Annotated in this window: 29 protein-coding genes; 6 read left to right on the forward strand and 23 right to left on the reverse strand. The window is 63.5% G+C overall.

What is annotated here, in order from left to right; genetic code table 11:
- Positions 1-92: 92 nt before the first annotated feature.
- From ACN8M7_RS17370 to ACN8M7_RS17400, 7 genes are all read right to left on the reverse strand, one after another.
- On the reverse strand, positions 93-944 hold the full coding sequence (locus ACN8M7_RS17370) for an efflux RND transporter periplasmic adaptor subunit (RefSeq protein ID WP_490261591.1): 852 nt from the start codon (positions 942-944) through the stop codon (positions 93-95).
- A gap of 11 nt (positions 945-955) precedes the next feature.
- Entirely contained in the window at positions 956-1,159 is a 204-nt protein-coding gene (locus ACN8M7_RS17375) for a DUF1656 domain-containing protein (RefSeq protein WP_490261592.1), read from the reverse strand.
- Complete coding sequence (locus tag ACN8M7_RS17380; RefSeq protein ID WP_490261593.1) at positions 1,146-3,134, reverse strand: FUSC family protein; 1,989 nt, start codon at positions 3,132-3,134, stop codon at positions 1,146-1,148. The genes ACN8M7_RS17375 and ACN8M7_RS17380 overlap by 14 nt, the downstream gene beginning before the upstream one ends.
- A gap of 226 nt (positions 3,135-3,360) precedes the next feature.
- Entirely contained in the window at positions 3,361-3,477 is a 117-nt protein-coding gene (gene ccoM, locus ACN8M7_RS17385) for a cytochrome c oxidase subunit CcoM (protein ID WP_017361612.1), read from the reverse strand.
- Positions 3,478-3,676: 199 nt separating this feature from the next.
- On the reverse strand, positions 3,677-3,838 hold the full coding sequence (locus ACN8M7_RS17390; protein WP_177323694.1) for a hypothetical protein: 162 nt from the start codon (positions 3,836-3,838) through the stop codon (positions 3,677-3,679).
- Entirely contained in the window at positions 3,835-4,434 is a 600-nt protein-coding gene (locus ACN8M7_RS17395) for an alpha-ketoglutarate-dependent dioxygenase AlkB family protein (protein WP_490261594.1), read from the reverse strand. Before ACN8M7_RS17395 ends, ACN8M7_RS17390 begins: the two co-directional genes overlap by 4 nt.
- A 34-nt stretch (positions 4,435-4,468) precedes the next feature.
- A complete protein-coding gene (locus ACN8M7_RS17400) occupies positions 4,469-4,762 on the reverse strand; it encodes a hypothetical protein (protein WP_061243180.1) in 294 nt (97 codons plus the stop codon).
- Positions 4,763-4,923: 161 nt separating this feature from the next.
- Between ACN8M7_RS17400 and rapA the strand changes: the two genes are divergently transcribed.
- Positions 4,924-7,767 (forward strand): RNA polymerase-associated protein RapA, encoded by a 2,844-nt coding sequence (gene rapA, locus ACN8M7_RS17405; RefSeq protein WP_490261595.1) that lies wholly within the window; start codon positions 4,924-4,926, stop codon positions 7,765-7,767.
- 63 nt (positions 7,768-7,830) lie between these two features.
- On the opposite strand, the gene ACN8M7_RS17410 is transcribed toward rapA, so the two are convergent.
- Positions 7,831-9,066 carry an RNA polymerase sigma factor gene (locus ACN8M7_RS17410; RefSeq protein ID WP_061243174.1) on the reverse strand — a complete coding sequence of 412 codons (1,236 nt, stop codon included), beginning with the start codon at positions 9,064-9,066 and terminating at the stop codon, positions 7,831-7,833.
- A gap of 153 nt (positions 9,067-9,219) precedes the next feature.
- On the opposite strand from ACN8M7_RS17410, the gene ACN8M7_RS17415 reads away from it, so the two are divergent.
- The 3 genes from ACN8M7_RS17415 to cmoB are packed head-to-tail and all read left to right on the forward strand — an operon-like array spanning position 9,220 to position 11,627.
- Positions 9,220-9,861: a lysoplasmalogenase gene (locus ACN8M7_RS17415; protein WP_490261596.1), complete on the forward strand. Its 642-nt coding sequence runs from the start codon at positions 9,220-9,222 to the stop codon at positions 9,859-9,861.
- A gap of 57 nt (positions 9,862-9,918) precedes the next feature.
- Positions 9,919-10,662 carry a carboxy-S-adenosyl-L-methionine synthase CmoA gene (cmoA, locus tag ACN8M7_RS17420; RefSeq protein ID WP_490261597.1) on the forward strand — a complete coding sequence of 248 codons (744 nt, stop codon included), beginning with the start codon at positions 9,919-9,921 and terminating at the stop codon, positions 10,660-10,662.
- The gene (cmoB, locus tag ACN8M7_RS17425) at positions 10,659-11,627 is read left to right on the forward strand and encodes a tRNA 5-methoxyuridine(34)/uridine 5-oxyacetic acid(34) synthase CmoB (RefSeq protein ID WP_490261598.1); all 969 of its coding nucleotides are present in this window, start codon (positions 10,659-10,661) and stop codon (positions 11,625-11,627) included. The genes cmoA and cmoB overlap by 4 nt, the downstream gene beginning before the upstream one ends.
- A gap of 3 nt (positions 11,628-11,630) precedes the next feature.
- Here cmoB and ACN8M7_RS17430 read toward each other — a convergent pair whose 3' ends face one another.
- Complete coding sequence (locus ACN8M7_RS17430; RefSeq protein ID WP_490261599.1) at positions 11,631-11,915, reverse strand: hypothetical protein; 285 nt, start codon at positions 11,913-11,915, stop codon at positions 11,631-11,633.
- 117 nt (positions 11,916-12,032) lie between these two features.
- Here ACN8M7_RS17430 and ACN8M7_RS17435 point away from each other — a divergent pair, with 117 nt between their 5' ends.
- Positions 12,033-12,917, forward strand: coding sequence for a LysR substrate-binding domain-containing protein (locus tag ACN8M7_RS17435; RefSeq protein ID WP_490261600.1), 885 nt, complete (start codon positions 12,033-12,035; stop codon positions 12,915-12,917).
- Between the two features lie 130 nt (positions 12,918-13,047).
- Here the strand turns inward: ACN8M7_RS17435 and pdxJ are convergent, their stop codons facing one another.
- From pdxJ to rpoE, 12 genes are all read right to left on the reverse strand, one after another.
- A complete protein-coding gene (pdxJ, locus tag ACN8M7_RS17440; protein ID WP_061243158.1) occupies positions 13,048-13,794 on the reverse strand; it encodes a pyridoxine 5'-phosphate synthase in 747 nt (248 codons plus the stop codon).
- Positions 13,787-14,476 carry a DNA repair protein RecO gene (gene recO, locus ACN8M7_RS17445; RefSeq protein ID WP_490261601.1) on the reverse strand — a complete coding sequence of 230 codons (690 nt, stop codon included), beginning with the start codon at positions 14,474-14,476 and terminating at the stop codon, positions 13,787-13,789. Before recO ends, pdxJ begins: the two co-directional genes overlap by 8 nt.
- Positions 14,477-14,527: 51 nt before the next feature.
- The gene (era, locus tag ACN8M7_RS17450; protein ID WP_061243152.1) at positions 14,528-15,430 is read right to left on the reverse strand and encodes a GTPase Era; all 903 of its coding nucleotides are present in this window, start codon (positions 15,428-15,430) and stop codon (positions 14,528-14,530) included.
- Positions 15,423-16,112: a ribonuclease III gene (gene rnc / locus ACN8M7_RS17455; protein ID WP_061243149.1), complete on the reverse strand. Its 690-nt coding sequence runs from the start codon at positions 16,110-16,112 to the stop codon at positions 15,423-15,425. The genes era and rnc overlap by 8 nt, the downstream gene beginning before the upstream one ends.
- The gene (locus ACN8M7_RS17460) at positions 16,109-16,486 is read right to left on the reverse strand and encodes a DUF4845 domain-containing protein (protein ID WP_490261602.1); all 378 of its coding nucleotides are present in this window, start codon (positions 16,484-16,486) and stop codon (positions 16,109-16,111) included. Before ACN8M7_RS17460 ends, rnc begins: the two co-directional genes overlap by 4 nt.
- A gap of 87 nt (positions 16,487-16,573) precedes the next feature.
- On the reverse strand, positions 16,574-17,428 hold the full coding sequence (gene lepB / locus ACN8M7_RS17465) for a signal peptidase I (RefSeq protein ID WP_061243143.1): 855 nt from the start codon (positions 17,426-17,428) through the stop codon (positions 16,574-16,576).
- Positions 17,429-17,434: 6 nt separating this feature from the next.
- Complete coding sequence (lepA, locus tag ACN8M7_RS17470; RefSeq protein ID WP_490261603.1) at positions 17,435-19,234, reverse strand: translation elongation factor 4; 1,800 nt, start codon at positions 19,232-19,234, stop codon at positions 17,435-17,437.
- A 150-nt stretch (positions 19,235-19,384) separates the two neighbouring features.
- Complete coding sequence (locus ACN8M7_RS17475; protein ID WP_490261604.1) at positions 19,385-20,809, reverse strand: DegQ family serine endoprotease; 1,425 nt, start codon at positions 20,807-20,809, stop codon at positions 19,385-19,387.
- Positions 20,810-20,844: 35 nt separating this feature from the next.
- Entirely contained in the window at positions 20,845-21,300 is a 456-nt protein-coding gene (locus ACN8M7_RS17480; protein WP_490261605.1) for a SoxR reducing system RseC family protein, read from the reverse strand.
- Complete coding sequence (locus ACN8M7_RS17485; RefSeq protein ID WP_061243132.1) at positions 21,297-22,244, reverse strand: MucB/RseB C-terminal domain-containing protein; 948 nt, start codon at positions 22,242-22,244, stop codon at positions 21,297-21,299. Before ACN8M7_RS17485 ends, ACN8M7_RS17480 begins: the two co-directional genes overlap by 4 nt.
- A gap of 15 nt (positions 22,245-22,259) precedes the next feature.
- Positions 22,260-22,832, reverse strand: a complete 573-nt coding sequence (locus ACN8M7_RS17490; protein ID WP_061243129.1) for a sigma-E factor negative regulatory protein — start codon at positions 22,830-22,832, stop codon at positions 22,260-22,262.
- A 30-nt stretch (positions 22,833-22,862) separates the two neighbouring features.
- The gene (rpoE, locus tag ACN8M7_RS17495) at positions 22,863-23,444 is read right to left on the reverse strand and encodes an RNA polymerase sigma factor RpoE/AlgU (RefSeq protein WP_037001376.1); all 582 of its coding nucleotides are present in this window, start codon (positions 23,442-23,444) and stop codon (positions 22,863-22,865) included.
- Between the two features lie 367 nt (positions 23,445-23,811).
- On the opposite strand from rpoE, the gene nadB reads away from it, so the two are divergent.
- Positions 23,812-25,443: an L-aspartate oxidase gene (gene nadB, locus ACN8M7_RS17500; protein WP_490261606.1), complete on the forward strand. Its 1,632-nt coding sequence runs from the start codon at positions 23,812-23,814 to the stop codon at positions 25,441-25,443.
- On the opposite strand, the gene ACN8M7_RS17505 is transcribed toward nadB, so the two are convergent.
- Positions 25,397-25,864 carry a protein YgfX gene (locus ACN8M7_RS17505; RefSeq protein ID WP_490261607.1) on the reverse strand — a complete coding sequence of 156 codons (468 nt, stop codon included), beginning with the start codon at positions 25,862-25,864 and terminating at the stop codon, positions 25,397-25,399. The genes nadB and ACN8M7_RS17505 overlap by 47 nt on opposite strands.
- Entirely contained in the window at positions 25,848-26,102 is a 255-nt protein-coding gene (locus tag ACN8M7_RS17510) for an FAD assembly factor SdhE (RefSeq protein ID WP_013714656.1), read from the reverse strand. Before ACN8M7_RS17510 ends, ACN8M7_RS17505 begins: the two co-directional genes overlap by 17 nt.
- Positions 26,103-26,173: the final 71 nt, after the last annotated feature.

A 26,173-nucleotide genomic window follows, 5' to 3' on the forward strand; every position in this document is an offset into this window, starting at 1 on the left:
GAGCAAACACGATAATCCTCATGCGAACAGCGGCCGTGGGAGCGGCTTCAGCCGCGATTACCCTTGACCGCTCCTACAACTGCGAAAGCGCCCTACTCCACCCGCACGCTGGCGGTCATGCCAGCGCTCAGCACCAGGCTTTCGGGCACCTCATCGAGCTTGATACGCACCGGAATGCGCTGCGCCAGGCGCACCCAGTTGAAGGTCGGTTCGACATCGGCCAGCAGTTGCCCGTCCGGGCTGGCGTTGCGGTCGGTGATACCGCGACTGATGCTCGCCACCTCGCCACGAAGCTGCTGATCCCCACCCATCAGCCATACCTGCACGGGCGCACCGACCTGAATGCGCGGCAGCTTGGTCTCCTCGAAATACGCCTGCACGTAGAACGACTGGGTATCGACCAGCGCCATCACGGCCTGCCCGGCCTTGACGTAGTTGCCCTGCGCCAGCACCAGGTTGGTGACTTGTCCATCGCGCGGGGCATGCACTTCGCTGCGCGCCAGATTCAGCTCGGCCATACGCAGGTCGGCCTGCGCTTCGTGGTATTCGCTGCGCGCCATCTCGGCATTGATCTGTGCGTTCTCCAACAGTTCGGCGCTGATCGCCTGGGCGCCCAGGCGCGAGCGCCGCGAGGCCTCGTGTTCGCGCAGGCTCAGTTGCTGGCGGCGAATGTCCACCACCGCCTTGGCCTTCTCTACCGCGGCCTGGTAACGCTCGCGGTCGATGCTCATTAGCAGATCGCCCGCCTTGACCTGCTGGTTGTCGCGCACCTTGAGCTCGACCACCCAGCCGGACACGTCCGGGGCGATGGTCACCACGTCGGCGCGCACGCGGGCATCTCGCGTCCAGGGCGAGTACATGTAGTGCTGCCAGATCCAGGAGCCGGCGAAGATCGCCGCCGCCACCATGGCCAGGGTGATGCCGACTCGAATGGTCGAACGCATGCTTTCTCTCCTTAATGCGCCAGGACGGCGATTACCGCCGCCAGCACGCAGACATACAAGGCACAATCGAACAGGGCTTCGTGCCAGATCCAGCGCGACAGCCCGACACGCTGCAAGCTCAGGCGCAACACGCCGGTCAGCAACAGCGCCAATACCGCGTAGGCCGCCATCGGGCTGAGCAACACGCCGCCCAGCGACCATTCATGTAAGCCCATGTGCCCCTCCTCTTAGTTGGCACCATTGGCGCCAGCCACTCTGCAGCTGCAACAGCGCCGCCTCGGCCAGACGCTTGTCGATACTCGGTGTGCAGGCGCGCAGGGCCTCCTGCAGCTCGGCCACAGGCCGGTTCAGGTCGTCTTCACGGCCTGGCGCGGGGCCATGCTCCAATGCCTCATCGAGACGTTCCAGAAACCGCCGCTGCGACCGCGCCAGGCCGGCATCGGCATTGACCAGACACTTGCGCAGATGCAGCAGCTCATCGCCCAGGTCGAGACCGGCCACACCGTCGTCCCAGCGACTGCGCGCTTGATCCGGACGCGCCGGATAATGCCGCGCAAGCTGGATCAGGCGATCAGCCATACGCCCGCCGAACCAGTTTTCCGCGCGCCCCAGATCGCGACGAGTCAGCCGCCCGAGGTCGGTCAGGATCGCCTGCATCAGGCGCCGGCCGTGCCACACGGGATTGCGCAGCACCACCAGTTTGAAGGCCATCACCGCACAACCCACGCCCATCAGCATGCTGGGGGCTTCATTGAGGAAGAACTCGACGTTGTAACCGACACCCGGCGCAGGCAGACAGAGCACGATGAAATGCAGGCAGAACGAGGTCGAGGTAGCGGCCATGGCCGGTTTGGCCATGCCCAGCACACCGAAGAACAGCGGCACGCCGAGCACCATGCAGAGCATCACGAAACCATCGATCTGCGGCATCAGAATCTGTCCGACGAAGAACGCCACGGGTAGCGCATAGAAGATACCGCGCAGGAACATCATGCCGATCTGCGGTGCGGCTTCGAGCCGGGCGAACAGACTGCAGACCACACAGGCCAGGAGCAGCGCGCCGATGGCATGCGTCCAGCCAGTGGCCAGCCAGAACCCGGCCAGGGTGAGGAACGTCAGCGCGCTGCGCGAGCCATAGACCAGGGCCGTCTGCCAGTCGTGGTGCCAGGACAAAGGGCGCGGTGCATCGGCCGGGGCCCTGCCCTCCTCGACCGCGAGCAGGGCGCGACTGGCATCCTCGACGCGCAACAACAGCACCATCAGCCGCTCCAGGCACAACTGCTGGCCACTGCTCAACTCATCGTCCTGCGCCGCACTGCGCAGTTGTTCGACCAGCTCCAGCAGGCCCTGCGGTTGCGCCTGCTGCAGACGCTCATCGACCACCTGCAACCAGGGCGCGACAGCCTGCGCCTCATCGCTGCTCAGCTGCCGCCACTGCCGCGCCACGCCACGGGCCAGACGCAACATGCCGAGCAGATCTCGACTCAGCACGCGCAACGCCACCGCACGCTGACGACCGCGCGCGCCCTCGAACCAGGCATGCTCGCGCTGCGCATCCACGGCAACGATGCGCGCCAGCACTTCCAACAACCCCTGCCGCGAGTCGGCCTCACCCGCCAGCGCCTGGCGCGAAGCCGCGACGCCGGCCTGCCAGGCATCGCGCGCCTGCTGCGCCAGTTGTCGCTCGACCCGCTGCGGCCAGAGCAAGGCGCTGCTCAGGGTCGCGCAGATGATGCCCAGGCTGATTTCCGTGCAGCGGGCGATCGCTTCGTCGAACACCACATGTGGCTTGCCGATGGCCGGCAAGGCAATAATCGCCACGGTGTAACCAGCCAGCACAAAGGAGTACGACCAGGCGCTGCGCAGCATGGTCGAGGAAGCCGTGCACAGTGCCAGCCACAGGGCGAAGGCCAGCAGGAACAGTAGCGGCGCCTGGGCGAACAGCCCCATCATCACTACCGCCATGAAGGTGCCGACCAGGGTACCGAGCAACCGCGCCAGGCCCTTCTGCACGACCATGCCGGACAGCGGCTGGGCGACGATAAAAGCGGTCATCAGCGCCCACTGCGGCTGCTCCAGGCCGAAACGCAGCGCGCACCACAGCGCCAGACCACCGCCGAGCAGGGTCTTGATCGCGAATTGAACGGCTTGCGAGCTCGGCGCGAGAAACGCCAGCAAGGAATCACGCACGGTGGCTACCTGAAAGAATCTCAGCTCTGAACATAGCTTTAGCGATTGGGTTCCGCCTCCATGCGGAAAACGAATTATTAGCTAGCTAACTATATATGTCCAGAGGGTCGATCCGCCCAGATCAGCTACACGCGACGGCCCAACGGGTTGCCGTCATCGATTTCGGGCAAAAAAAGGGCGACCGAAGTCGCCCGAATTGCCTTGCGTGCCCAGTTAACTGGAAGGGTCAGCTCTGCTTGCGCTTGTGAGCATCCTTCCAGATGAAGTAACCAACGCCCCCGAAGAACGCGACCATCAGAAGAACGGTGCCGACTCCGGCGAGAACCACTGTATCGACGAACATGGCTGCCTCCTGTTGTGCCTGTCTGTCTGGGATGGCTTCACGTTATCAGCGCGGGCGGCGGGAAAATTGATCTGGATCAATGGTCGGCGAGCAGGCGCGACCGGGTCAGGAGCAATACTGATCCAGGTCAAGAAATCGAGGGGGTACGAAGCTGGAGGCGCGGCCGAACGACCGCTGCAGCGGGGGAATGCAGGCGCGCTCAGCGCTTCTTGGGCTTGCTCTTGGACTTCTTCTTGGCCTTGCCCAGCGGCAACACCTGCTCGAAGACCTGGCGCATCTCGTTGAGGCGCTTGTCGTTGAGGTCGTGGATGCGCTTGTCGCGCTCGGCGGCGAAGTCGATCAGCTTGTCGTCATTGCTCATAGCGGAAACCGGATCAGGCGAAAGGTCAGATTCAGGCGCGGCGCGCAGGCTTGGCGCGTCTTCGCCACTTGATGTTGCCAATGATGCTGGGTCGGCCCGCGCATGACCAGTAGCGAGCCATGCTCGAGCGTCAGCGAGTGCCCGATGCGCGTGCTGCCCACGCGGCGCAAATCGAAACGCCGGCTGCCGCCCAGGTTGAGCGAGGCGATCAGCGGATCAGGCCCCAACTCCGGCTCGGCATCGCTGTGCCAGCCCATGGAGTCCTGACCGTCGCGGTAATAGTTGAGCAGCACGGCGTTGAGCGGCTGCCCCACCTCGGCGATGACCCGCTGACGAATCTCGTCGAGCAGCGGCGTCCACGGCAGCGGCTGATGCACCTTGCCCGAATAGCGATAGCGGGCCTCTGCATCGCCGTACCAGGCGGTCAGCCGAGGGGTTCGGTGATAGCGGCCATGGATGAACAGCTGCGGCTGCTGCCAGGGCGTCTGCTCGACCAGCGCCTGCAGCCAGCTGTCGGCGCACGCGGGCTCGACCCAGCTGGGCAGGTAATCCAGCTCGGCATCGGCGAGTGTGGGCAAGGGGTCGGCGAACAGCATGACGATCTACGAGAAAGAGAATGAAAGGAGTGTCTCAGACTTCCACATCCACCCAAAGCCCCTGTCTCGGCAGGTCACCCAGCGCTTCCTGCATCTCCTCCGGCTCGGCCTCGGCCAGTTGCTCGGGGGTATAGCCGCGCCGCTGGCGGCGGCGCTGTTCTTCGCGCAGCAGCTCCTCGGTTTCCTGCGGGTGACGTTTGTCCAGGCTCAGCGCACTTTCCTTGGCACTGCCCTCGGCAGGCGTCACCGGCGGAATCTCGGGCTTGGGCTTGACCACGTCCTGCGTGGCCGTGACCGGCACCAGGCTATGGGGGATCGGTGGCAGCATGAACAGCACCTCCTTTGGTCAGGCTGTCGGCCCCGCGAAACGCGACTTGAGGGCGCGCTCGCTACACTTTCGACTGACGGACACACCGATAGTGCCACGAGCGCTTTGGTGGCGGCTCGGCATCCGTTACCATAGCCGGCTTTTTCACGCGGGAGACAGGCATGGCGCAGTATCAACCGGGGCAACGCTGGATCAGTGACAGCGAAGCGGAATTGGGTCTGGGAACTATCCTCGCCGAGGATGGCCGCCTGCTCACCGTGCTCTACCCGGCCACCGGCGAAACCCGTCAGTACGCCACGCGCAATGCCCCCCTGACCCGCGTGCGCTTCGCCCCGGGTGACGAGATCACCCATTTCGAGGGCTGGAAGCTCACCGTGCAGGAGGTCGAGGACATCGACGGCCTGATGGTCTACCACGGCCTCAATGCCCAGCATCAGCCGGTGACCATGCCGGAAACCCAGCTGTCGAACTTCATCCAGTTCCGCCTGGCCAGCGACCGCCTGTTCGCCGGCCAGATCGATCCGCTGGCTTGGTTCGCCCTGCGCTACCACAGCCTGGAACACAACAGTCGCCTGCTGCAGTCCTCGCTCTGGGGCCTTGGCGGTGTACGTGCCCAACCGATCGCCCACCAGTTGCATATCGCCCGCGAAGTGGCTGACCGCATCGCCCCGCGCGTACTGCTGGCCGACGAAGTGGGCCTGGGAAAGACCATCGAAGCCGGCCTGGTGATCCATCGCCAGCTGCTCTCCGGTCGCGCCAGCCGCGTGCTGATCCTGGTACCGGAAAACCTGCAGCACCAGTGGCTGGTGGAAATGCGCCGGCGCTTCAACCTCGACGTGGCCCTGTTCGACGCCGAACGCTTCATGGAAAGCGACGCCAGCAACCCCTTCGAGGACTGCCAGCTGGCGCTGGTCGCCCTGGAGTGGCTGAAGGACGACGAGAAGGCCCAGGACGCACTGTTCGCCGCCGGCTGGGACCTGCTGGTGGTCGACGAAGCGCACCACCTGGTGTGGCACCCGGAACAGGCCAGCCGCGAGTACCGCCTGGTCGAGCAACTGGCCGAAGTCATCCCCGGCGTACTGCTGCTCACCGCCACCCCCGAACAGCTCGGCCAGGACAGCCACTTCGCCCGTCTGCGCCTGCTCGACCCCAACCGTTTCCACGACCTGCAAGCCTTCCGCGCCGAAAGCAGCCAGTACCGTCCGGTCGCCGAAGCGGTGCAGGAGCTGCTCGACCAGGGCAAGCTCAGCGCCCAGGCGCGCGATGCCATAGGTGGTTTCCTCGGTGATGAAGGTCGCGAACTGCTCGATGCCATCGATGGCGGTGACGAAGACGCGCGCGCGCGCCTGGTGCGCGAACTGCTCGACCGCCACGGCACCGGCCGCCTGCTGTTCCGCAACACCCGCGCTGCGGTGCAGGGCTTCCCCGAGCGCGAGCTGCACCCCTACCCGCTGCCGAGCCCCGATGAATACCTGGAGCTACCGCTGGGCGAACACGCCGAGCTGTACCCGGAAGTCAGCTATCAGGCGCAGGAAGACATCGACGACGAACAACGCTGGTGGCGCATCGACCCGCGCGTCGAATGGCTGATCGACACCCTGAAGATGCTCAAGAAGTTCAAGGTGCTGGTGATCTGCGCCCACGCCGAGACCGCGCTGGACCTGGAAGATGCCCTGCGCGTGCGCTCCGGCATCCCGGCCACGGTGTTCCACGAGGGCATGAGCATCCTCGAGCGTGATCGCGCCGCGGCCTACTTCGCCGACGAGGAATTCGGCGCGCAGGTGTTGATCTGCTCCGAGATCGGTTCCGAAGGTCGCAACTTCCAGTTCGCCCATCATCTGGTGCTGTTCGACCTGCCGGCCCACCCGGACCTGCTCGAGCAGCGCATCGGTCGTCTCGACCGTATCGGCCAGAAACACCGCATCCAGCTGCACGTGCCGTACCTGGAGAACAGCCCGCAAGAGCGCCTGTTCCAGTGGTACCACCAGGCGCTGAATGCCTTCCTCGCCACCTGCCCGACCGGCAACGCCCTGCAGCACCAGTTTGGCCCGCGCCTGTTGCCGATGCTGGAGAACGCCGACGACGGCGAGTGGCAGCAACTGGTCGACGAGGCCACCGCCGAGCGCATCCGCCTGGAAGGCGAGCTGCACAGCGGCCGTGACCGTCTGCTGGAACTGAACTCTGGCGGCGCCGGCGAAGGCGAGGCGCTGGTCGAGGCGATCCTCGAACAGGACGACCAGTTCACCCTGCCGATCTACATGGAAGAGCTGTTCAACGCCTTCGGCATCGACAGCGAAGACCACTCCGACAACGCCCTGATCCTGCGCCCCAGCGAGAAGATGCTGGACGCCAGCTTCCCCCTGGGCGACGACGAGGCGGTCACCGTCACCTACGACCGCGACCAGGCCCTGGCCCGCGAGGACATGCAGTTCCTCACCTGGGAGCACCCCATGGTGCAGGGCGGCATGGATCTGGTGCTGTCCGGCTCGATGGGCAACACCGCCGTGGCGCTGATCAAGAACAAGGCGCTCAAGCCCGGCACCGTGCTGCTCGAACTGCTCTACGTCAGTGAAGTGGTCGGCCCGCGCAAGCTGCAGCTGGGCCGCTTCCTGCCGCCGGCGGCGCTGCGCTGCCTGCTCGATGCCAACGGCAACGACCTGGCGGCGAAGGTCGGCTTCGAGACGCTCAACGACCAGCTCGAAAGCGTGCCGCGCGCCAGCGCCAACAAGTTCGTCCAGGCCCAGCGCGACGTGCTGGCCAAGCAGATCAACGATGCCGAAACCAAGATCCTGCCGCGCCATGTCGAGCGCGTGAGTCAGGCCAAGCGCCGCCTGATCGCCGAACTGGACGAGGAACTGGCGCGCCTGGTCGCCTTGCGCGCGGTCAACCCGAGCGTGCGTGACAGCGAGATCGAGGCCCTGCGCGAGCAACGCGAGCAGAGCCTGGCGATGTTCGACAAGGCCGCTCTGCGCCTGGAAGCGATCCGCATCCTGGTGGCGGGCTGACATAGCCTCAGCGTTCGTAAGGCGCACCGCGCTGCGCACCCTTGGTGCACAGCGCGGTGCCTGCTACGGGCTACCCAACTCCTCCAGTCGCCGCTGCAGAAACTGCCGATCTGCTCCCTGCTGCGCCAATGCCAGGGCCTGGCGATAGGCTGCAATCGCCTGATCGTTGCGCCCCAGCCGCCGCAACAGGTCGGCCCGTGCAGCATGCAGCAGGTGGTAAGCGTCCAGCTCGCCGCTGGCCAGCAGGCGCTCGATCTCCCTCAGCCCGACCTCCTCGCCCTCGTGCATGGCCAGGGCCACGGCGCGGTTGAGTTCGATCACAGGTGATGGATTCAGACGCAGCAGTTCGTCATACAGGCCGACGATCTGCGCCCAATCGGTTTGTTCCAGACTGGCGGCTTCGGCATGCACGGCGGCAATCGCTGCCTGCAGGCTGTAGGGGCCAAAACGCCGCGAATGCAGCGCCTGCAATACCAGGGCCTCGCCCTCGGCGATCAGCTCACGGCTCCACAGGCGGCGATCCTGAGCCTCCAGCAAAATCACTTCGCCATCGGCTGCGCTGCGCGCCGCACGACGCGACTCGTGCAGCAGCATCAGCGCCAATAGCCCCTGCACCTCCGGCTCGGGCAGCAACTCCAGCAACAAGCGGCCGAGACGAATGGCTTCATCGGACAGCTGACTGCGCGTCAGTGAATCGCCGGAGCTGGCGAAATAGCCTTCGTTGAACACCAGATACACAACCCGCAACACCGCCTCCAGGCGCTCCGGCAGCTCGCTGCGCCCTGGCACCTCGTAAGGAATGCGCGCATCGCGAATCTTCGCCTTGGCGCGCACGATACGCTGGGCCAGGGTCGAGGGACTGGAGAGGAAGGCCCGGGCGATCTCCTCGGTGGTCAGGTCGCAGACCTCACGCAAGGTCAACGCCACCTGAGCATCGCTGGCCAGCGCCGGGTGACAGCAGGTGAAAATCAGGCGCAGACGGTCGTCCTCGAGCAGCTCGCCGTCTTCGATGCTGCGCTCGTCCGGCCACTCGGCCAGCTCATCCAGCGGCTGCAGGCGACGCTGCCGGCGCAGACTGTCGATGGCGCGAAAACGCCCGGCAGACACCAGCCAGGCACGCGGGTTGTCCGGCACGCCCTCGCGCGGCCACTGCTCGACCGCGCTGCGAAACGCCTCGTGCAGTGCCTCCTCGGCCAGGTCGAAATCGCCGAGCAGGCGAATCAGGGTGGCCAGCACCCGGCGCGACTCTTCGCGGTACAGCCGCTCGATCAGATCGGTGACAGGTGGCGATATCGACATGCGCTTCTCCTCGACGAACGCCTAAGTTGCCCAATACGACCGAAGGCGTCGAGTGGCGGCACAATCCGTCACTCGATTTGGCACCCCTCGCATTGGCAGCCGTGCACTCACTGGGCATAGTCGCGCCATTCCAATAACGAAGGGAATCTTGTCATGCGTTGGTTGCTGCTCGGCCTGGCGGGTGCTGCGCTATTTCTCTACGGCCGGATCACCGGCGATGCGCAGCTCAGCCTGCTGACCAAGGGCATCCCGGTGATCGCCCTCTTGCTCTGGCTGCGCCAGGCACCGGCCGGCACCTACCGTCACTGGATCGGCATCGGCCTGGTGTTTTCCCTGGCCGGCGACATTCTGCTGGACTGGCCGCAAGACCTGTTCGTGTTTGGCCTCGGCGCCTTCCTGCTCGGCCATCTGGCCTACCTGCGCGCCTACATCTCCGACAGCCGGCAACCAGCCCTGCCCGCCCTGCTGCTGGCGCTGATCGCCGGCGGCGCGATGTTCGCCATACTGGCCAGCAGTGGCCTGGGCGAGCTGCTGATTCCGGTGGCCTGCTACGCGACGGCGATCTGCCTGATGCTCTGGCGCGCCCTGGCCCGCATCGGCCACCCGCATCTGCAGCCCCGATCCACCTGGCTCGCCGCTGTTGGCGCGGCACTGTTCGTGCTCTCCGACAGCCTGATTGGCATCGACCGCTTCGTCGCCAGCTTCGACGCCGCGCCCTACGCCATCATCCTCACCTACTGGCTCGGCCAGTGGGGCATCGCTGCCTCGGCCTTCGAACGTAGCAACAGCGCCTGACTGTTGCGTCGCACTTGGCTAAAATGCCGGCCTTTTCCGCTACCTGTTGCGAACGCCGTGAGCCAAGAACCCGATCGCCTATTCGCCCAGCCTCTGCCCGAGGTGCCCGACTTCGTCTTCAACGAGGACGTGGTACGGGTGTTCCCCGACATGATCAAGCGCTCGGTGCCCGGCTACCCGACCATCGTCGAGAACATCGGCGTGCTCGCCGGCCAGTTCGCCCAGCCGCAGACCACCCTGTACGATCTCGGCGCCTCGCTCGGTGCAGTGACCCAGGCGCTGCGCCGCCACGTACGCGTCGATGGCTGCAAGGTGATCGCCGTGGACAACTCGCCGGCCATGGTCGCCCGCTGCAGCGAATACCTGCATGCCCAGGACGCCATGTTCCAGGAGCTGCTGCCGGTGCAGGTGATCGAGGCCGACATTCTCACCCTCGACCTGCAGCCCACCTCACTGGTGACCCTCAACTTCACCCTGCAATTCATTCCGCCGGAGCGGCGCCTGGAGCTGCTCACGCGCATTCGCCAGGCTCTGCTGCCCGGTGGCGCGCTGATTCTCTCGGAGAAGCTGCGCTTCGAGGACGCCGCCGAGCACGAATTGCTCACCGAGTTGCATGTCGCCTTCAAGCGCGCCAATGGCTACAGCGAACTGGAAATCGCGCAGAAACGCAGTGCCATCGAGAAAGTGATGCTGCCCGACAGCCTCCAGCAGCACCGCGAGCGCCTGCTGGCGGCCGGCTTCAGCAAAGTGCTGCCCTGGTTCCAGTGCCTGAACTTCGCCTCGCTGGTGGCCCTGCCATGATGCGCGATCTGGACCTCGACGCCCTGCAGGCGCAACTGGCCGGTACCCCGCTGCAGGACTGGACATGCGAGCTGCCCGGACAACTCGATGCCAAGCTGGCCATCGGTCACGGCGATCTGGCGCGCTGGTACGGCGCCGTCCAGGCACTGCCAGAGCTGCCGGTGAGCGAGGTGCAACTGGCTCAGCGCTTCGCCTTTGGCGGCGCCTGCGACGAGGCTACTCGCGCCCAGGTGAAAACCGCCCTGCAAGGCCTGATCCCCTGGCGCAAGGGCCCGTTCGAGCTGTTCGGCGTGCACATCGACACCGAATGGCGCTCGGACTGGAAATGGCAACGCGTCGCCCCGCACCTGGACCTGACCGGCAAGCGCATTCTCGATGTCGGTTGCGGCAACGGCTACTACATGTGGCGCATGCTTGGCGCAGGCGCAGATAGCGTGGTCGGCATCGACCCCAACTGGCTGTTCCTCTGCCAGTTCCTGGCCATGAAGCGCTACCTGCCGGAGCAACCGGTGTGGCACCTGCCACTGGCCTTCGAGGAACTGCCAGCCAAGTTGCAGGGCTTCGACACGGTGTTTTCCATGGGCGTGCTGTACCACCGTCGCTCACCCATCGACCACCTGCTCGACCTCAAGGATGCCCTGGTCAAGGGTGGCGAACTGGTGCTGGAAACCCTGGTGGTCGAAGGCGATGCCGAACAGGTGCTGGTGCCGGAAGACCGTTACGCGCAGATGCGCAACGTCTGGTTCCTGCCCTCGGTACCGGCGCTGGAGCGCTGGCTGCGCCGCGCCGGTTTCGAGGACGTGCGCTGCGTCGACGTCAGCGCCACCTCGGTGGAGGAGCAACGCGCCACCGAGTGGATGCGCTTCCAGTCGCTGCCGGAGTTCCTCGATCCGGCGGACCATAGCCGCACCATCGAAGGCCTGCCGGCACCGACCCGCGCCGTGCTGGTGGCGCGCAAGCCGTAACCTTCATTGCGGCCGGTTGCACCCGCCCTGCGGTCGCAGCCAACGTGCCCGCCGCTGCGCGATCGAGCGCAGCGGTTCACCCGCCCCCTGCGCGACCACGCCACGGGCGCCGCCCAGGCGAATTCGGCCCTCGATGTCCTGTGCCAGCAGGCGGCGCATGCGGCGGCGCCAGAACCAGGCGCCGATCCAGTCGACGATGGCGTTCTGCAGATCCAGCGGCCACATGGCCGGCATGTAGAACGCGGGCATGACTGGACGCGTCTTGTCGTGATGATTCGAACTTTTCATGGCTTTTCCTCCCTCTGCACTGCCGGTCCGTACCGGGCTTGCGCTCAGAATGAAACGCGCCTATCGTTCAATCAAACGACAAATACCAAACAATGAGTTAAGAAATATTTAACGATTATGAACGCGCCAGCTCCCTCCGTCTTGCCGCTTCTCGAAAGCGATGTACTGCGCACCTTCGTCGCCATCGCCGACAGCGGCAGCTTTACTCGCACGGCTGCACAGGTGTTTCGCAGCACGGCGGCCATCAGCCTGCAGATCAAGCGCCTGGAGGAAACCCTCGGCCAGCGCCTGTTCACCCGTGAAGCCAGGCGTGTGCAACTGACCTCAGAGGGCGAGATGCTGCTGGGTTACGCCAGGCGCCTGCTCAAGCTCAACGAAGAAGCGGTATCCCGCTTTCTGACCCCGGCACTGACCGGCCGCGTGCGCTTTGGTACACCGAACGATATCGGCGACCGCGTGCTGCCCGGCGTATTGACCCTGTTCGCCCGCAGCCATCCGGCCGTGGAGGTCGAGGTTAACGTCGGACGCAGCGTGGAGCTGGTGGCCAAGCTGGATGCCGGCGAGCTGGATCTGACCTTGATCAACGCCGGCAACGATGGTCTGGACGACTCGCGCGGCGAAATCATCTATACCGAGGAACTGGTCTGGGCTGGACGTGAAGGAGGCCTGGCCATACAGCGTTCGCCCTTGCCACTGGCCCTGGCCAGCCCTGGTTGCCCCTGGCGGCGAACGGCACTCGATGCACTGGATCGGCAAGGCATGAACTACCGTATCGCCTATTCCTGCGAACAGTGTGCCGGCCAGGAAGCGGCGATGACCGCAGACCTGGCCATCGCCCCCTTCCCGCGTAGCCTGGTCAAACCACCGCTACGCCGCCTGAGTGCTGAGCACGGCCTGCCGCCACTGGGCAATTACCATATCAAGCTGATTCGCGGTCACTCGAGCAACGATGCCATCACGGCGCTCGCCACGCAGATGATCCAGGCCTTCGCGCAAGACTAAGTGGGTGCGCCGTGCGCACCGGGAATACCGCGGTGCCTGCTTGGTGCGCGCAGCACGCCCTACGAGAAGTCAGCGTCCGAGCGAGAGTTGATCGGCGACATACGTTATGCGAGGCAGTGCGCGCCTGCCATTAGCCGCGTTCGGCCGCTGCGACGATCAGCGCCTTCATCTCCGCCACCGCCTGCTTGAAGCCAACGAACAAGGCGTGGGAAACCAGCGCATGACCAATGTTCAGCTCGTTGATCCCCATGATCGCCGCCACTGCCTCGACATTGTGGTAGTGCAGGCCATGGCCGGCATTGACGATCAGGCCATGGTTCAGACCGCAGATGACGCCATCACGAATGCGCGCCAGCTCCTGCGCCGCCTCCTCTGCCGTATGAGCATCGGCGTAGCGCCCGGTGTGCAGTTCGATGGCAGGGGCGCCGACACGCATGGCCGCCTCGATCTGGCGCTCCTCGGCGTCGATGAACAGGGAAACTTCGCAACCGGCCAGTGACAGACGCTCCACCGCCGCGGCAATGCGCGCCTCCTGCCCGGCCACGTCCAGGCCACCTTCGGTGGTCAGCTCCTGGCGGGTTTCCGGCACCAGGCAGACATGCGCAGGACGAATCTGCTCGGCGAAACCGAGCATGAAATCGGTCACGCCCATCTCGAAGTTCATACGCGTCTGCAGTACGTCGGCCAGCACGCGCACATCGCGATCCTGAATGTGCCGGCGGTCTTCGCGCAGGTGCACGGTGATGCCATCTGCGCCGGCCTCTTCGGCGTCCAGCGCAGCCTTGACCGGGTCCGGGTAGCGCGTGCCGCGAGCCTGGCGCAGGGTGGCGACGTGGTCGATGTTCACGCCGAGCAGAATACGATTGGCCTCAGTCACGCTTGGACTCCTTGAGCGTCATGAAAAGTTCGCGGCTGACCAAGGGTCTGCCGCCGAGATGGGGTGCCAGTGCCTGACGCATCAGGCGCTTGGCCGCAGCCAGCGCGCCCGGCGTCTGCCAGTCGGCTTCGGCCATGGCCAGCAGTTCCCGGCCTTGGAAAACTCCGGGCTGCAGTTGTATCACCGGCACCAGGCCGATGTCCTGCTGCCAGCGATACAGTGCCGTTGGGTCGATGGGCTGATCATGCTGGTCACGATCCAGGGCGAAACCATAGCCCAGCTCGCCCAGCAGGCGCCATTCGAATGCACGCAGCAATGGCTCCAGTGGCCGACCAGCGGCCAGCGCCTGCAAGGTCAGGCCATAGTGCTCGAGCATCAGCGGATGGGGATCCTCGACCGGCAGCAGGCGGATCAGCAGTTCATTGAGATAGAGTCCGGAAAACAGCGCCTCACCACTCAGCAGTAGCGGGATACCGGCGCTTTCCAGACGGCCGACGGTCTTCAGTTCACCACGCCCGCGCAGTTCCAGTTCAAGCGGCGCGAATGGCCGGGCAATACTGCCGACCTTGCCGCGCGCGGCGCGCAGCACCGCGCGCAAACGCCCCTGCGTGGTGAAGAAGTCCACCAGGGCGCTGCTTTCCTTGTAGGGGCGGCTATGCAGTACGTAGGCGGCGTGAGTCATGAAGATGGCAACCGCCTGGATAAGGTCATGAGAAGGTGCGCGAAGCGAACCCTACAGATCCAGATAACCCAGTGAACGCAGGGCGCGCTCGTCATCGGACCAGCCGCCTTTGACCTTGACCCAGAGGTTGAGCATCACCTTGGAGTCGAACATGGTCTCCATGTCCTTGCGCGCGTCCTGGCCGATGCGTTTGATGCGCTCGCCCTTGTCGCCGATGATGATCTTCTTCTGCCCGTCGCGCTCCACCAGGATCAGGCCGTGGATGTGCAGGATGCGACCTTCCTGCTTGAATTCCTCGATCTCCACGGTGATCTGGTACGGCAACTCGGCACCGAGCTGGCGCATGATCTTTTCGCGAATCAGCTCGGCAGCCAGGAAGCGGCTGGAGCGGTCGGTGATCTGATCTTCCGGATAGAAATGCTCGGACTCCGGCAGGTGCTCACCCACCAGTTTCTCCAGGGTATCGAGGTTCTGCCCCTGCAACGCGGAGATCGGCACGATCTCGGCCTGCGGCAGTTGCTCGGCCAGCCAGTTCAGGTGCGGCAGCAGCTCGCTCTTGTCTTCCAGGCGATCCGCCTTGTTCACCGCCAGCAGAATCGGGCACTTGACGTGCTGCACCTTCTCCAGCACCAGCTGATCCTCATCGGTCCAGCGCATGCGGTCGACCACGAACACCACGACATCGACGTCCTTCAGCGCCGTGGTGGCGCTGCGGTTCATGTAGCGGTTGAGCGCCTTGTCATTGTGCTTGTGCAGACCGGGCGTATCGACGTAGACGGCCTGGATCTCGCCCTCGGTCTTGATCCCAAGCATGTTGTGGCGGGTGGTCTGTGGCTTGCGCGAGGTAATCGCCAGCTTCTGCCCGAGGATGTGGTTGAGCAGCGTCGACTTGCCCACGTTGGGCCGGCCGACGATGGCGACGTAGCCGCAACGGGTCACAGGTGCATCAGTCATTGCCATTCTCCACCCCAAGGGCGATCAGTGCCGCAGCCGCAGCGACCTGCTCGGCGATACGCCGGCTGCCGCCCTGGCCCAGGGTCTTTTCATTGAGCAGGGACACCTGGCACTCGACCATGAAGGTTCGGCAGTGCGGGTCGCCCTGAACGTCCACCACCTCGTAACGAGGCAGCTCGCAGGCACGCGACTGGAGAAACTCCTGCAGACGCGTTTTCGGATCCTTGTTGGTGTCGACCAGGGTCAGGCCATTCAGCTCGCCGGTCAACCAGTCCAGCACACGCTCGCGCGCGGCATCCATACCGGCATCCAGATAGATGGCGCCGATCAGCGCTTCGAGCGCATCGGCCAGGATCGACTCGCGACGAAAACCGCCGCTTTTCAGTTCACCGGAGCCCAGGCGCAGGTATTCGCCCAGCTCGAAACCGCGCGCCAGAACGGCCAGCGTCTCGCCCTTGACCAGGCGTGCGCGCAGGCGCGACAACTGGCCTTCACGGGCCTGCGGGAAGCGCTCGAACAGCGCCTCACCGGCTACGAAGTTGAGGATGGCATCACCGAGAAATTCCAGCCGCTCATTGTTGCGGCCGGCGAAACTGCGATGGGTCAGAGCCAGGACCATCAGATCCTGGTCCTTGAAGCTATAGCCGAGCTTGCGCTCGAGGCGGGACAGATTGGCAGTCACGGCATCCGTACACGAAATTCTTTGTCGAAATTCACCACCAGGTCGAGGTTCTCGATCAGTGGCTCGCGTTTTTCATATTTGAGGTGGACCAGAAACTCATTGTTCTCCACCTTGACCTGCAGAGCGTCGCGCATGTTCAGGTCACGAATGTTGTTGACCTGCATGCCCTTGCTGACGTGGTTGTAAAACTCACCAACGGTACGCACGTCCGCCGCCTTGTCGGTTTCCACCGAAGTGATGATCTTCTCCATGGACATGTAGTCCAGGTAATGCGGCAGCACCTTGAACGCCGTACTGGCGAAGAACGCCACCACGGCCAGAACCACCAGCCAACCCAGAATCGAAAGCCCCTGCTGCGAGCGCGCGAAAGTCATGTGTATCCCCAATAGACGGTCTAGTTGAAGCCTTGCGGCGTAGACTATTTATAGCCTGCGGCGCTGTATTGAACAGCGCGCCAGTGCTCAATGAATCAGGCCGACCCGAGAGAAGTTGGGCAGATTGCTGGTCTTGGGCTCCGGCCAGCTCATCCAGATGGCGAAGGCCTTGCCGACGATATGATCGTCCGGGACCATGCCCCACAGCTCCTGAGGGATATGACGATCACGCCAGTAACGGCTGTCGTTGGAATTGTCACGGTTGTCGCCCATCATGAAGTAGTGCCCTTCAGGCACCACCCACTGGCCGCCAGGGTCGCGGCGCATGCGGGTCATTTCCTTGCGGATGGTGTGCTCGACCTGGCCCAGACGCTCCTGATAGAGCGTCGCGCTGCCCAGGCTGCCAGGCTCTTCGCCAATCAGCTTCTCGGCGACCGGCTCTCCATTGATCAACAGGCGCTTGCCCTGGGTGTACTCGATGCGGTCGCCCGGCAGACCCACCACACGCTTGATGTAGTTGATGCTCGGATCGCTGGGGTAGCGGAACACCATGACATCGCCGCGCTGCGGGTTGTCCACCTCGATGATCTTCTGATCGATCACCGGCAGGCGAATGCCGTAGGCGAACTTGTTCACCAGGATGAAATCACCCACTTCCAGGGTCGGCTTCATCGACCCGGAAGGAATCTGGAACGGCTCGACCAGGAACGAACGCAATACCAGCACGATGGCCAGCACCGGGAAGAAGGACTTGCCGTACTCGACCAGCAAGGGCTCCTTGCTCAGGCGCTCCAGCACCCGGTCGTCGGGATCGTCGACCCGCCCCTGGTACGCCGCAATCGCCGCACGGCGGCGCGGAGCCAGCAGAATCAGATCGATCAGGGCCAGGAAGCCGCAAACGGCGACCGCGATAACCAACAGAAGCGGGAAATTGATCGACATAGAGCCTTAGCTATCCAACCTGAGCACAGCAAGGAAGGCTTCTTGTGGAATTTCCACGTTACCGACCTGCTTCATGCGTTTCTTACCGGCCTTCTGCTTCTCGAGCAGCTTCTTCTTACGGCTCACGTCGCCACCGTAACATTTGGCCAGTACGTTCTTTCTGAGCGCCTTGACAGTGGTCCGCGCGATGATCTGGCCGCCAATGGCTGCCTGGATCGCCACATCGAACATCTGCCGAGGAATCAGTTCCTTCATCTTCTCGGTCAACGCACGCCCTTTATAGGCTGCGTTATCACGGTGCACGATCAATGCCAGGGCATCGACCTTGTCACCATTGATCAGTACGTCCAGTTTGACCAGATTGGCAGACTGGTAGCGATCGAAATGATAGTCCAGCGACGCATAACCGCGGCTGGTCGACTTCAAGCGGTCGAAAAAGTCCAGCACCACTTCGTTCATCGGCATGTCGTAACGCACCTGCACCTGGCTGCCGAGGAACTGCATGTCGCGCTGTACGCCACGCTTCTCGATGCACAGAGTGATGACGTTACCCAGATGCTCCTGCGGAACCAGGATGGTCGCGGTGACGATCGGCTCGCGGAAATCGGCGACCGCCGCGGCGTCCGGCAGCTTGGAGGGGTTGTCGACGGTGATGGTTTCACCGGTCTTGAGTTCGATCTCGTAGATCACGCTCGGCGCAGTGGTGATCAGGTCCAGGTCGTACTCGCGCTCCAGGCGCTCCTGGATGATTTCCATGTGCAGCATGCCGAGGAAGCCGCAACGGAAGCCGAAGCCCAGCGCATCGGAGCTCTCCGGCGCGTACTGCAGCGACGAGTCGTTCAGGGTCAGCTTCTGCAGAGCATCGCGGAAGTCCTCGAAATCATCGGAGCTGACCGGGAACAGACCCGCGTAGACCTGCGGCTGGATCTTCTTGAAGCCAGGCAGCACTTCGACCTCAGGCGTCGAGGACAGCGTCAGGGTGTCACCGACCGGCGCACCGTGAATATCCTTGATGCTGCCAATGATGAAGCCCACTTCACCCGCCTTGAGATCGGCAGTCGCGGTGTGTTTCGGGGTGAAGACGCCGACGCTGTCGACCAGGTGCACCTTGCCGGTGGACTTGACCAGAATCTTGTCGCCCTTCTTCACACGCCCCTGGCGCACGCGCACCAGCGACACCACGCCCAGGTAGTTATCGAACCAGGAGTCGATGATCAGCGCCTGCAGCGGCGCATCGATCTCGCCGACCGGCGCGGGGATGGTATGCACCAGGCGCTCGAGCACCTCGTCCACGCCCATGCCGCTCTTGGCGCTGCACGCCACCGCGTCAGTGGCGTCGATGCCGATGATCTTCTCGATCTCGTCCTTGACGCGATCCGGATCGGCCTGCGGCAGGTCCATCTTGTTCAGCACCGGCATGACCTCCAGGCCCTGCTCGATGGCGGTGTAGCAGTTGGCGACCGACTGCGCCTCGACGCCCTGACCGGCATCGACCACCAGCAGCGCGCCTTCGCAGGCGGCCAGGGAACGGCTGACCTCATAGGTGAAGTCGACGTGCCCGGGGGTATCGATGAAGTTCAGTTGGTAGGTCTTGCCGTCTTGCGCCTTGTAGTGAAGCGTGACGCTGTGGGCCTTGATGGTGATACCGCGCTCACGCTCCAGGTCCATGGAATCCAGGACCTGCGCCTCCATTTCACGCGCGGTGAGGCCGCCGCACATTTGAATGAAACGGTCAGCCAAGGTGGACTTGCCGTGGTCAATGTGGGCAATGATGGAAAAATTGCGGATATGACTCAGGTCACTCACAGATCAACACTCGAAGAGGGCACGGGCAAGACGCTTGCCGAAAATAGCCGCGGATTGTACCCGATCCCTCGCGACCGCGTCACGTCCGCGCAGCGCAGGGCAGATACGAAGAGGGGCGCTTGAAAGCGCCCCTCTTCAGTGTTGCCGGTATTACTCAGCCAACTTGAACGTGATGAAGCTGGCACGCCCCTGACGCAGCACACGCATGGACACCGAACGATTCTTCGGCAGTTCCTGCGCCACCTGACTGAAGGTGTTGGTGGAGTCGATGGCCTGGTTGTTCAGATGAGTGATCACGTCACCCGGACGCAGGCCGATCATGGCAGCAGGGCCGTTGAGCACTTCCTTGACCACCACACCGCCTTTCAGGTCGAGACCTTTCTTCTGTTCGGCGGTCAGCTCCACTACGGTGACGCCCAGACGGTTGTTGCTACGCTCGCCACCCTGCGCCGAGTCGGATGACGCCAGCTCCTGGCCTTCCTCCGGCAGCGTACCGACGGTGACGTTGAGCTTCTTGCGCGAACCATCACGCACGACATCCAGCTCGGCCTTCTCGCCCGGCTTCAGGCCACCGACCAGGTGCGGCAGGTCTGCCGACATGATGATCGGCTTGCCGTTGAGACTGAGGATGACGTCACCGACCTGCAGGCCGCCCTTGTCCGCCGGCCCATCTTCCAGCACCTGCGCGACCAGCGCACCAGCCGGCTTGTCCAGACCAAAGGACTCGGCCAGATCCTTGTTCACTTCCTGAATCACCACGCCGAGCCAGCCGCGAGTGACCTTGCCGTCAGCCTTGAGCTGATCGGCCACCTGCATGGCCACTTCCATCGGGATAGCGAAAGACAAGCCCATGAAGCCACCGGAACGGGTGAAGATCTGCGAGTTGATCCCAACGACTTCACCTTGCAGGTTGAACAGCGGGCCACCGGAGTTACCCGGATTGATCGCCACGTCGGTCTGAATGAACGGCACGTAGCTGTCGCTCGGCAGGTTACGCCCCTTGGCGCTGACGATGCCGGCTGTTACCGAGTGATCGAAGCCGAACGGCGAACCGATGGCCAGCACCCACTCACCGACCTTCAGATCATCAGCCTTGCCCAGACGCACCACGGGCAAATCCTTGCCCTCGACCTTGAGCAGCGCGACATCGCTACGCGGATCGGCACCCACCAGCTTGGCTTCGAGCTCACTGCGATCGGATAGACGCACGATGATCTCGTCGGCGTCGGCGACCACATGATTGTTGGTCATGATGTAGCCGTCCGGCGAAATGATGAATCCGGAACCCAGCGACTGCGCCTCACGCTGGCGACCACCGGGATTGCGCGGAGCCTGCGGAATGCTGCGCTCGAAGAACTCGCGGAACATCGGAGGCAAGCCCTCGAGATCAGGCAGCCCCGGCTGACCGGCAACCGCGCGCTCAGGCATCTTCTGGCGGGTACTGATATTGACTACCGCAGGCGAGGCTTCCTCTACCAGATTGGTGAAATCAGGCAGGCTGGCCTGGGCCAACAGACTTTGCCCCCAGAGCAGGGCAACTGCCAGCAGCGGCGCAATGGACTTGAGTTTTCTCATCGTACTACGACTCCCCATGTAAAACTCGGACACACTCAACCCGCCACTGGCAACGGCGCCAGCAGCGTACGTAGGACAACGGGTTGCAACGAGGGGTTCTCGGCGACACGAGCAGCGCGCCAACGAACCAGCAGCCAACTGACAAACAGACCACTCAGGCCGGCGACAATCACCAGAGGCTCAGGCAGACCGAGACCGTCCGCCAGCAGCGACGCGGCGAACAGACCAAGAAGAGGAAGCAGATAAACCAGAAGCGAACTACGCACCAGCAGGTCTTCGCGCACACCGATAACCACGGTATCGCCCACTGCCAGCTGCTTCTGACTGAGGGCGCGAACGTAACCGCGCTGTCGACCAACACCCAGGCGGTCCATCAGACCTTGACCGCAGGCCGCATTGGCCGAGCAACTCGAGCAGGTGCTCTTGCGTAGCGTTTCGACCCAGACGGCGCCGGGCTCGAGCGCCACTACACGCCCCTGCTCTTCGATCATTGGCTAGCCTGTGCAGGCACTCCCGCACGCATGGACAAGGCAATGCGTTCGGCAGTACCCAGAGGAATTTCACCCACCACGGTGACCATCACATCACCGGAATCGGTGCTCATGCGCCGCGAAACGGCGACGGTCGGCCCAAGCTGGCTGCGTGCATCTTCGACAACGCTACCTTTCAGCGGCTCGAGAAAAACCGAGAATCGAGCCAGACCATCGCCGTACATCAAATAGGTGACGGAATCATCCGGGGAAGGCCCATGGCGCAACTGCGCAGTGGTCAGGGTGAAACCTGGCGGCAACCAGTCCGATCGCCAACTACCCTCAGCCATGCTCTCAGCCTGACGAAAACGCACCGGAACACAAGCGGAACTCGGCTGCATCGCATTTTCGGCAGGTGCCGTGGTATCCAGCTGGGCGAATTGGAAACGCTCCAGAAGCTGACCGCGCTCATTCAGCATCAGGGACTTCAACGGCAGACCGGTTTCCCGATCAAGATGCAACTCGAAGCCATACCGGTGCTGATCCTTGGGAGCCAACACCAGCACGTCCGCCGGCCTGTTGGCGATGCGCGATTGACCCGCGACGCGAATGTCGTACCAGTTGCTCAACTGCTCGGCATCAAGCTGGCGAGCAGGCCATGCCTGCCCTTCACTGATCTCATCGGCCAGAGCGCCGGTGACGCACTGCGCCTGACCGTCGACTTTCAGCACTTCCTGGGCAGGACCGTCGAGCTGCAGAAGGCGCTCGCGAACGTCGCCCCCCTCCTCCACGCGATGCCAAACGGCGTGGGTGGAGAAACTCCCGTTGCGCTCATAGATGAACGTACCCTGGAAGCTTTGTTGACGCTCAGCCGCAGCGAGGCGTCCGAGCAAGTCCTGCACCTCGGCAGCCTGTACTGGCAACGCCAGCAGACCGCCGAGAAGGTAGAGGGGAATCGCGCGCATGTGACTCCTCAGCGCTTAGCGGTTTTCCAAGCTGGCAGCCCGAGCATAGGGCAGAGCAGTTTCACCTGCACCCATCACGGCTTCCTGCGCATGCTGACGCAGGTAGCTCGGCAGGCGCTGCTCATGCCAGCTGGCAGTGCCAATCTTGGCTGGCTCGCCGACTTCCTCGCTGCTGTTGTAACCAGCCAGCAGTGCAGGACCTTGCACCTGCGGCACCGAGAGCACCGGGGAAGCATCCTGCTGGGCCAGTTGGGCGCCAGCCAAATCATCCTGATTGTAGAAACGCACACCCGCCAGCACTGCAACGGTCACCGATGCAGCCACTGCCACTCGCCCGACACTACGCCAGATTGGCGTCTTGCGGGCCGGCGCTGCCTCGTCGGCTAGCGCCGCGGAAACCGCAGAAGCGATGTCCAATTGCGGCACCAGCAACTCACGGTGCATGGCTGCACGGGCGATCTGATAACGTGACCAGGTGCCACGCAGCTCGCCTTCCTCGCTGGCTGCGAGCACACGCCGCAGTTCCAGTTCGTCCGCTTCGTTATCCATCACCGCGGACAGCGATTCCTGCAGGGTTTCACGACTCATGGTGTTCCTCTCTTGGCTGTCGCCGCTGCCTTAGGCGTCCTGCAACAGAGGTTGCAGGGACTTATCAATTGCTTCACGTGCGCGGAAGATCCGCGAACGTACCGTACCTACCGGACATTGCATGACGCTGGCAATGTCCTCGTAACTCAAACCTTCGAACTCGCGCAAAGTCAGAGCTGTGCGCAAATCGTCCGGCAGCTGGGCGATGGTTCGATGCACGGTGGCCTCGATCTCGTCGCGCAGCAATGCCCGCTCCGGTGACTCGATGTCCTTGAGGGCATGGTCGCCGTCGTAGAACTCCGCGTCATCGCTACTGACATCACTATCTGGCGGCCGCCGACCGCGGGAAACCAGATAATTCTTCGCCGTGTTGATGGCGATGCGGTACAGCCATGTATAGAACGCACTGTCACCGCGAAAGTTTCCAAGCGCTCGGTAAGCTTTGACAAACGCTTCCTGAGCGACATCCTGAGCCTCGTGGGTGTCGTGCACGAATCGCACGATCAAACCGAGGATCTTGTGCTGATACTTCAGCACCAACAGATCGAAGGCGCGCTTGTCACCACGCTGCACTCGCTCGACCAGCTGCTGATCATCTTCCTGGGTTAGCATGCACTCTCCTCATATGGCTTGAAGGAGGCCTGCGCCCAAAAGCGAATCAGCTTGCCAAGATAGACTCGGGCCTTACGCAAAAGTTCTCCCCTCCAAGCAAGCTTCCCGCAGAGATTTCTTTTCTCTGCCAGGAATGGCGCAAACGAAACTTTTTTCGCGTGCGCAAATAATCTTATCGCCGCTCATTTCCACATCCTCCGCTTACTTCGGATGCAGGCACGCGCAAGCGCTCTCCCTTATATGGGCGACCCTCTATGGAACCTTAACGACTAAGAAAGTTCCCGAGCACTGCAGTCGGTCATAAGCCACCTATTGTGCCGCCGCCCCTCTCTATATACTAGGGCTCGCTTTCACGCGGAACTCGGACATGAGCCAACACTTCCAGCACGACGTTCTGGTTATCGGCAGCGGCGCCGCCGGCCTGACCCTAGCCCTCACCCTGCCTACCCACTTGCGCATCGCGGTCTTGAGCAAAGGCAACCTGGCCAATGGCTCGACCTATTGGGCGCAAGGGGGTGTGGCGGCGGTACTGGACGATACCGACACGGTCGAATCCCACGTCGCCGACACCCTCGATGCAGGCGCCGGCCTGTGCCGCGAGGACGCCGTGCGCTTCACGGTAGAACACAGCCGTGAAGCCATCCAGTGGCTGATCGACCAGGGCGTTCCCTTTACTCGTGACGATGAAACCGCGCGCGAAGACGGTGGCTTCGAGTTCCACCTCACCCGCGAAGGCGGCCACAGCCACCGACGCATCATTCACGCAGCCGACGCTACCGGCGCAGCGATATTCAATACGCTGTTGGAGCAGGCGCGACAGCGCCCGAACATCGAGTTACTGGAGCAACGCGTAGCGGTGGACCTGATCACCGAGCGCAAACTGGGCCTCGACGGAGAGCGTTGCCTGGGCGCCTATGTACTGGACCGAGCGCAGGGCGAAGTGGACACGTTCAACGCCCGTTTCGTGATTCTCGCCACTGGCGGGGCCGCCAAGGTCTACCTCTACACCAGCAATCCGGATGGAGCCTGCGGCGACGGCATCGCCATGGCCTGGCGCGCCGGCTGCCGCGTAGGCAATCTGGAGTTCAACCAGTTTCACCCCACTTGCCTCTACCATCCGCAGGCCAAGAGCTTCCTGGTCACCGAGGCCGTGCGCGGCGAAGGCGGTCTGCTCAAGCTGCCCAACGGCGAGCGCTTCATGCAGCGCTTCGATGAGCGCGCCGAACTGGCACCACGCGACATCGTTGCCCGCGCCATCGACCACGAGATGAAGCGCCTGGGGATAGACTGCGTCTACCTGGACATCAGCCACAAACCCGCAGAGTTCATCAAGAGTCACTTCCCCACCGTCTACGAGCGCTGCCTGAGCTTCGGCATCGACATCACCAAGCAAGCCATTCCGGTGGTCCCTGCTGCGCACTACACCTGCGGCGGCGTGGTGGTCGATCAACATGGTCGCACCGACGTGCCAGGCCTGTACGCCATCGGCGAGACCAGCTTCACCGGCCTGCATGGTGCCAATCGCATGGCCAGCAACTCGCTGCTGGAGTGCTTCGTTTACGCCCGCTCCGCCTGCGCCGACATCACCGATCAACTGGACAGCGTGAGCATGCCGAGCGGCCTGCCGTGCTGGGATGCCAGCCAGGTCACCGACTCGGACGAAGACGTGATCATCGCCCACAACTGGGACGAGCTGCGCCGGTTCATGTGGGACTACGTCGGTATCGTGCGCACCAACAAACGCCTGCAACGCGCACAGCATCGCGTACGACTGCTGCTGGACGAGATCGATGAGTTCTATTCGAACTATAAAGTCAGTCGCGACCTGATCGAGCTGCGCAACCTCGCCCTGGTCGCCGAGCTGATCATCAGTTCAGCCATGCAGCGCCACGAAAGCCGCGGCCTGCACTACACCCTCGACTACCCGGAGCAATTGGCCGAAGCCCGAGACACTATCCTGACGCCGACGCCCCAGGCTGCGCCCAGCGACGCCGGCTGAACTTCAGACGCAAACGCAGGCGCCGGTGCTGCTCGGGCGCCAGCGCGTCACGCGGCACGCACGCCCCGCGACTGAGGCGCTGGCCCGGCAAGCGATAGCGCAACACCACCAGCAGCGGCAAGGCCAGGCTGTCAGGGCGCAGCTGCACCGCTTGCCAGCCCGCGGCGGCACTGTACAGATGCCAGCCAAAGGCATCACGACGCAAGCCGGTGACAGCCTGCGGAGCGGTCAGCAGCATATGCCGCGGCAATACCCAGCTCGCATGCAGCAGGCACGCCGCAAGCGACAGCAGTTTCGACCAGAGGGGAATGTCGGCCAGCCAGGGCGCCAGCAGGGCAAGCGCCAGGACCGACAGGTAGAGCCTCAGCAGCCAGCGAGAGGGCTGCCAATGGCACTCGAAGACATCACTTGGGTTGGACACGATCCAGGATCATGCGCACGATGTGGCGCAGGTCGGCGTCCTCAGGCTCGCCGCGCTGCATGAACCAGCCGAACATGTCCTGATCTTCGCACTCCAGCAGCTTGCGATAGCGCGCCTGGTTCTCGGCATCCAGAGTCGGGTATACCTCCTGGACGAAAGGCACCAGCAGTACGTCCAGCTCCAGCATGCCACGACGGCTATGCCAGAACAGGCGATTCAGTTCACTTTGCTCAACCATGCAACGGACTCCTCGAACGAGGGCGGCAGTATAACGGCGAATTGCCCAACTGTTCACCGAGACACTGCGCA

It is taken from the genome of Pseudomonas spartinae (genome assembly GCF_965197125.1).
In the GTDB taxonomy this organism is placed as follows: domain Bacteria; phylum Pseudomonadota; class Gammaproteobacteria; order Pseudomonadales; family Pseudomonadaceae; genus Aquipseudomonas; species Aquipseudomonas composti_A.

Coding starts and splice junctions, on each gene's coding strand:
- ACN8M7_RS17370 (WP_490261591.1), bottom strand. CDS start 944: ATGCGTTCGACCATTCGAGTCGGCATCACCCTGGCCATGGTGGCGGCG.
- ACN8M7_RS17375 (WP_490261592.1), bottom strand. CDS start 1,159: ATGGGCTTACATGAATGGTCGCTGGGCGGCGTGTTGCTCAGCCCGATG.
- ccoM (WP_017361612.1), bottom strand. CDS start 3,477: ATGTTCGTCGATACAGTGGTTCTCGCCGGAGTCGGCACCGTTCTTCTG.
- ACN8M7_RS17390 (WP_177323694.1), bottom strand. CDS start 3,838: ATGAGCAATGACGACAAGCTGATCGACTTCGCCGCCGAGCGCGACAAG.
- ACN8M7_RS17395 (WP_490261594.1), bottom strand. CDS start 4,434: ATGCTGTTCGCCGACCCCTTGCCCACACTCGCCGATGCCGAGCTGGAT.
- ACN8M7_RS17400 (WP_061243180.1), bottom strand. CDS start 4,762: ATGCTGCCACCGATCCCCCATAGCCTGGTGCCGGTCACGGCCACGCAG.
- rapA (WP_490261595.1), top strand. CDS start 4,924: ATGGCGCAGTATCAACCGGGGCAACGCTGGATCAGTGACAGCGAAGCG.
- ACN8M7_RS17410 (WP_061243174.1), bottom strand. CDS start 9,066: ATGTCGATATCGCCACCTGTCACCGATCTGATCGAGCGGCTGTACCGC.
- ACN8M7_RS17415 (WP_490261596.1), top strand. CDS start 9,220: ATGCGTTGGTTGCTGCTCGGCCTGGCGGGTGCTGCGCTATTTCTCTAC.
- cmoB (WP_490261598.1), top strand. CDS start 10,659: ATGATGCGCGATCTGGACCTCGACGCCCTGCAGGCGCAACTGGCCGGT.
- ACN8M7_RS17430 (WP_490261599.1), bottom strand. CDS start 11,915: ATGAAAAGTTCGAATCATCACGACAAGACGCGTCCAGTCATGCCCGCG.
- ACN8M7_RS17435 (WP_490261600.1), top strand. CDS start 12,033: ATGAACGCGCCAGCTCCCTCCGTCTTGCCGCTTCTCGAAAGCGATGTA.
- recO (WP_490261601.1), bottom strand. CDS start 14,476: ATGACTCACGCCGCCTACGTACTGCATAGCCGCCCCTACAAGGAAAGC.
- era (WP_061243152.1), bottom strand. CDS start 15,430: ATGACTGATGCACCTGTGACCCGTTGCGGCTACGTCGCCATCGTCGGC.
- ACN8M7_RS17460 (WP_490261602.1), bottom strand. CDS start 16,486: ATGACTTTCGCGCGCTCGCAGCAGGGGCTTTCGATTCTGGGTTGGCTG.
- lepB (WP_061243143.1), bottom strand. CDS start 17,428: ATGTCGATCAATTTCCCGCTTCTGTTGGTTATCGCGGTCGCCGTTTGC.
- ACN8M7_RS17475 (WP_490261604.1), bottom strand. CDS start 20,809: ATGAGAAAACTCAAGTCCATTGCGCCGCTGCTGGCAGTTGCCCTGCTC.
- ACN8M7_RS17480 (WP_490261605.1), bottom strand. CDS start 21,300: ATGATCGAAGAGCAGGGGCGTGTAGTGGCGCTCGAGCCCGGCGCCGTC.
- ACN8M7_RS17485 (WP_061243132.1), bottom strand. CDS start 22,244: ATGCGCGCGATTCCCCTCTACCTTCTCGGCGGTCTGCTGGCGTTGCCA.
- ACN8M7_RS17490 (WP_061243129.1), bottom strand. CDS start 22,832: ATGAGTCGTGAAACCCTGCAGGAATCGCTGTCCGCGGTGATGGATAAC.
- rpoE (WP_037001376.1), bottom strand. CDS start 23,444: ATGCTAACCCAGGAAGATGATCAGCAGCTGGTCGAGCGAGTGCAGCGT.
- nadB (WP_490261606.1), top strand. CDS start 23,812: ATGAGCCAACACTTCCAGCACGACGTTCTGGTTATCGGCAGCGGCGCC.
- ACN8M7_RS17510 (WP_013714656.1), bottom strand. CDS start 26,102: ATGGTTGAGCAAAGTGAACTGAATCGCCTGTTCTGGCATAGCCGTCGT.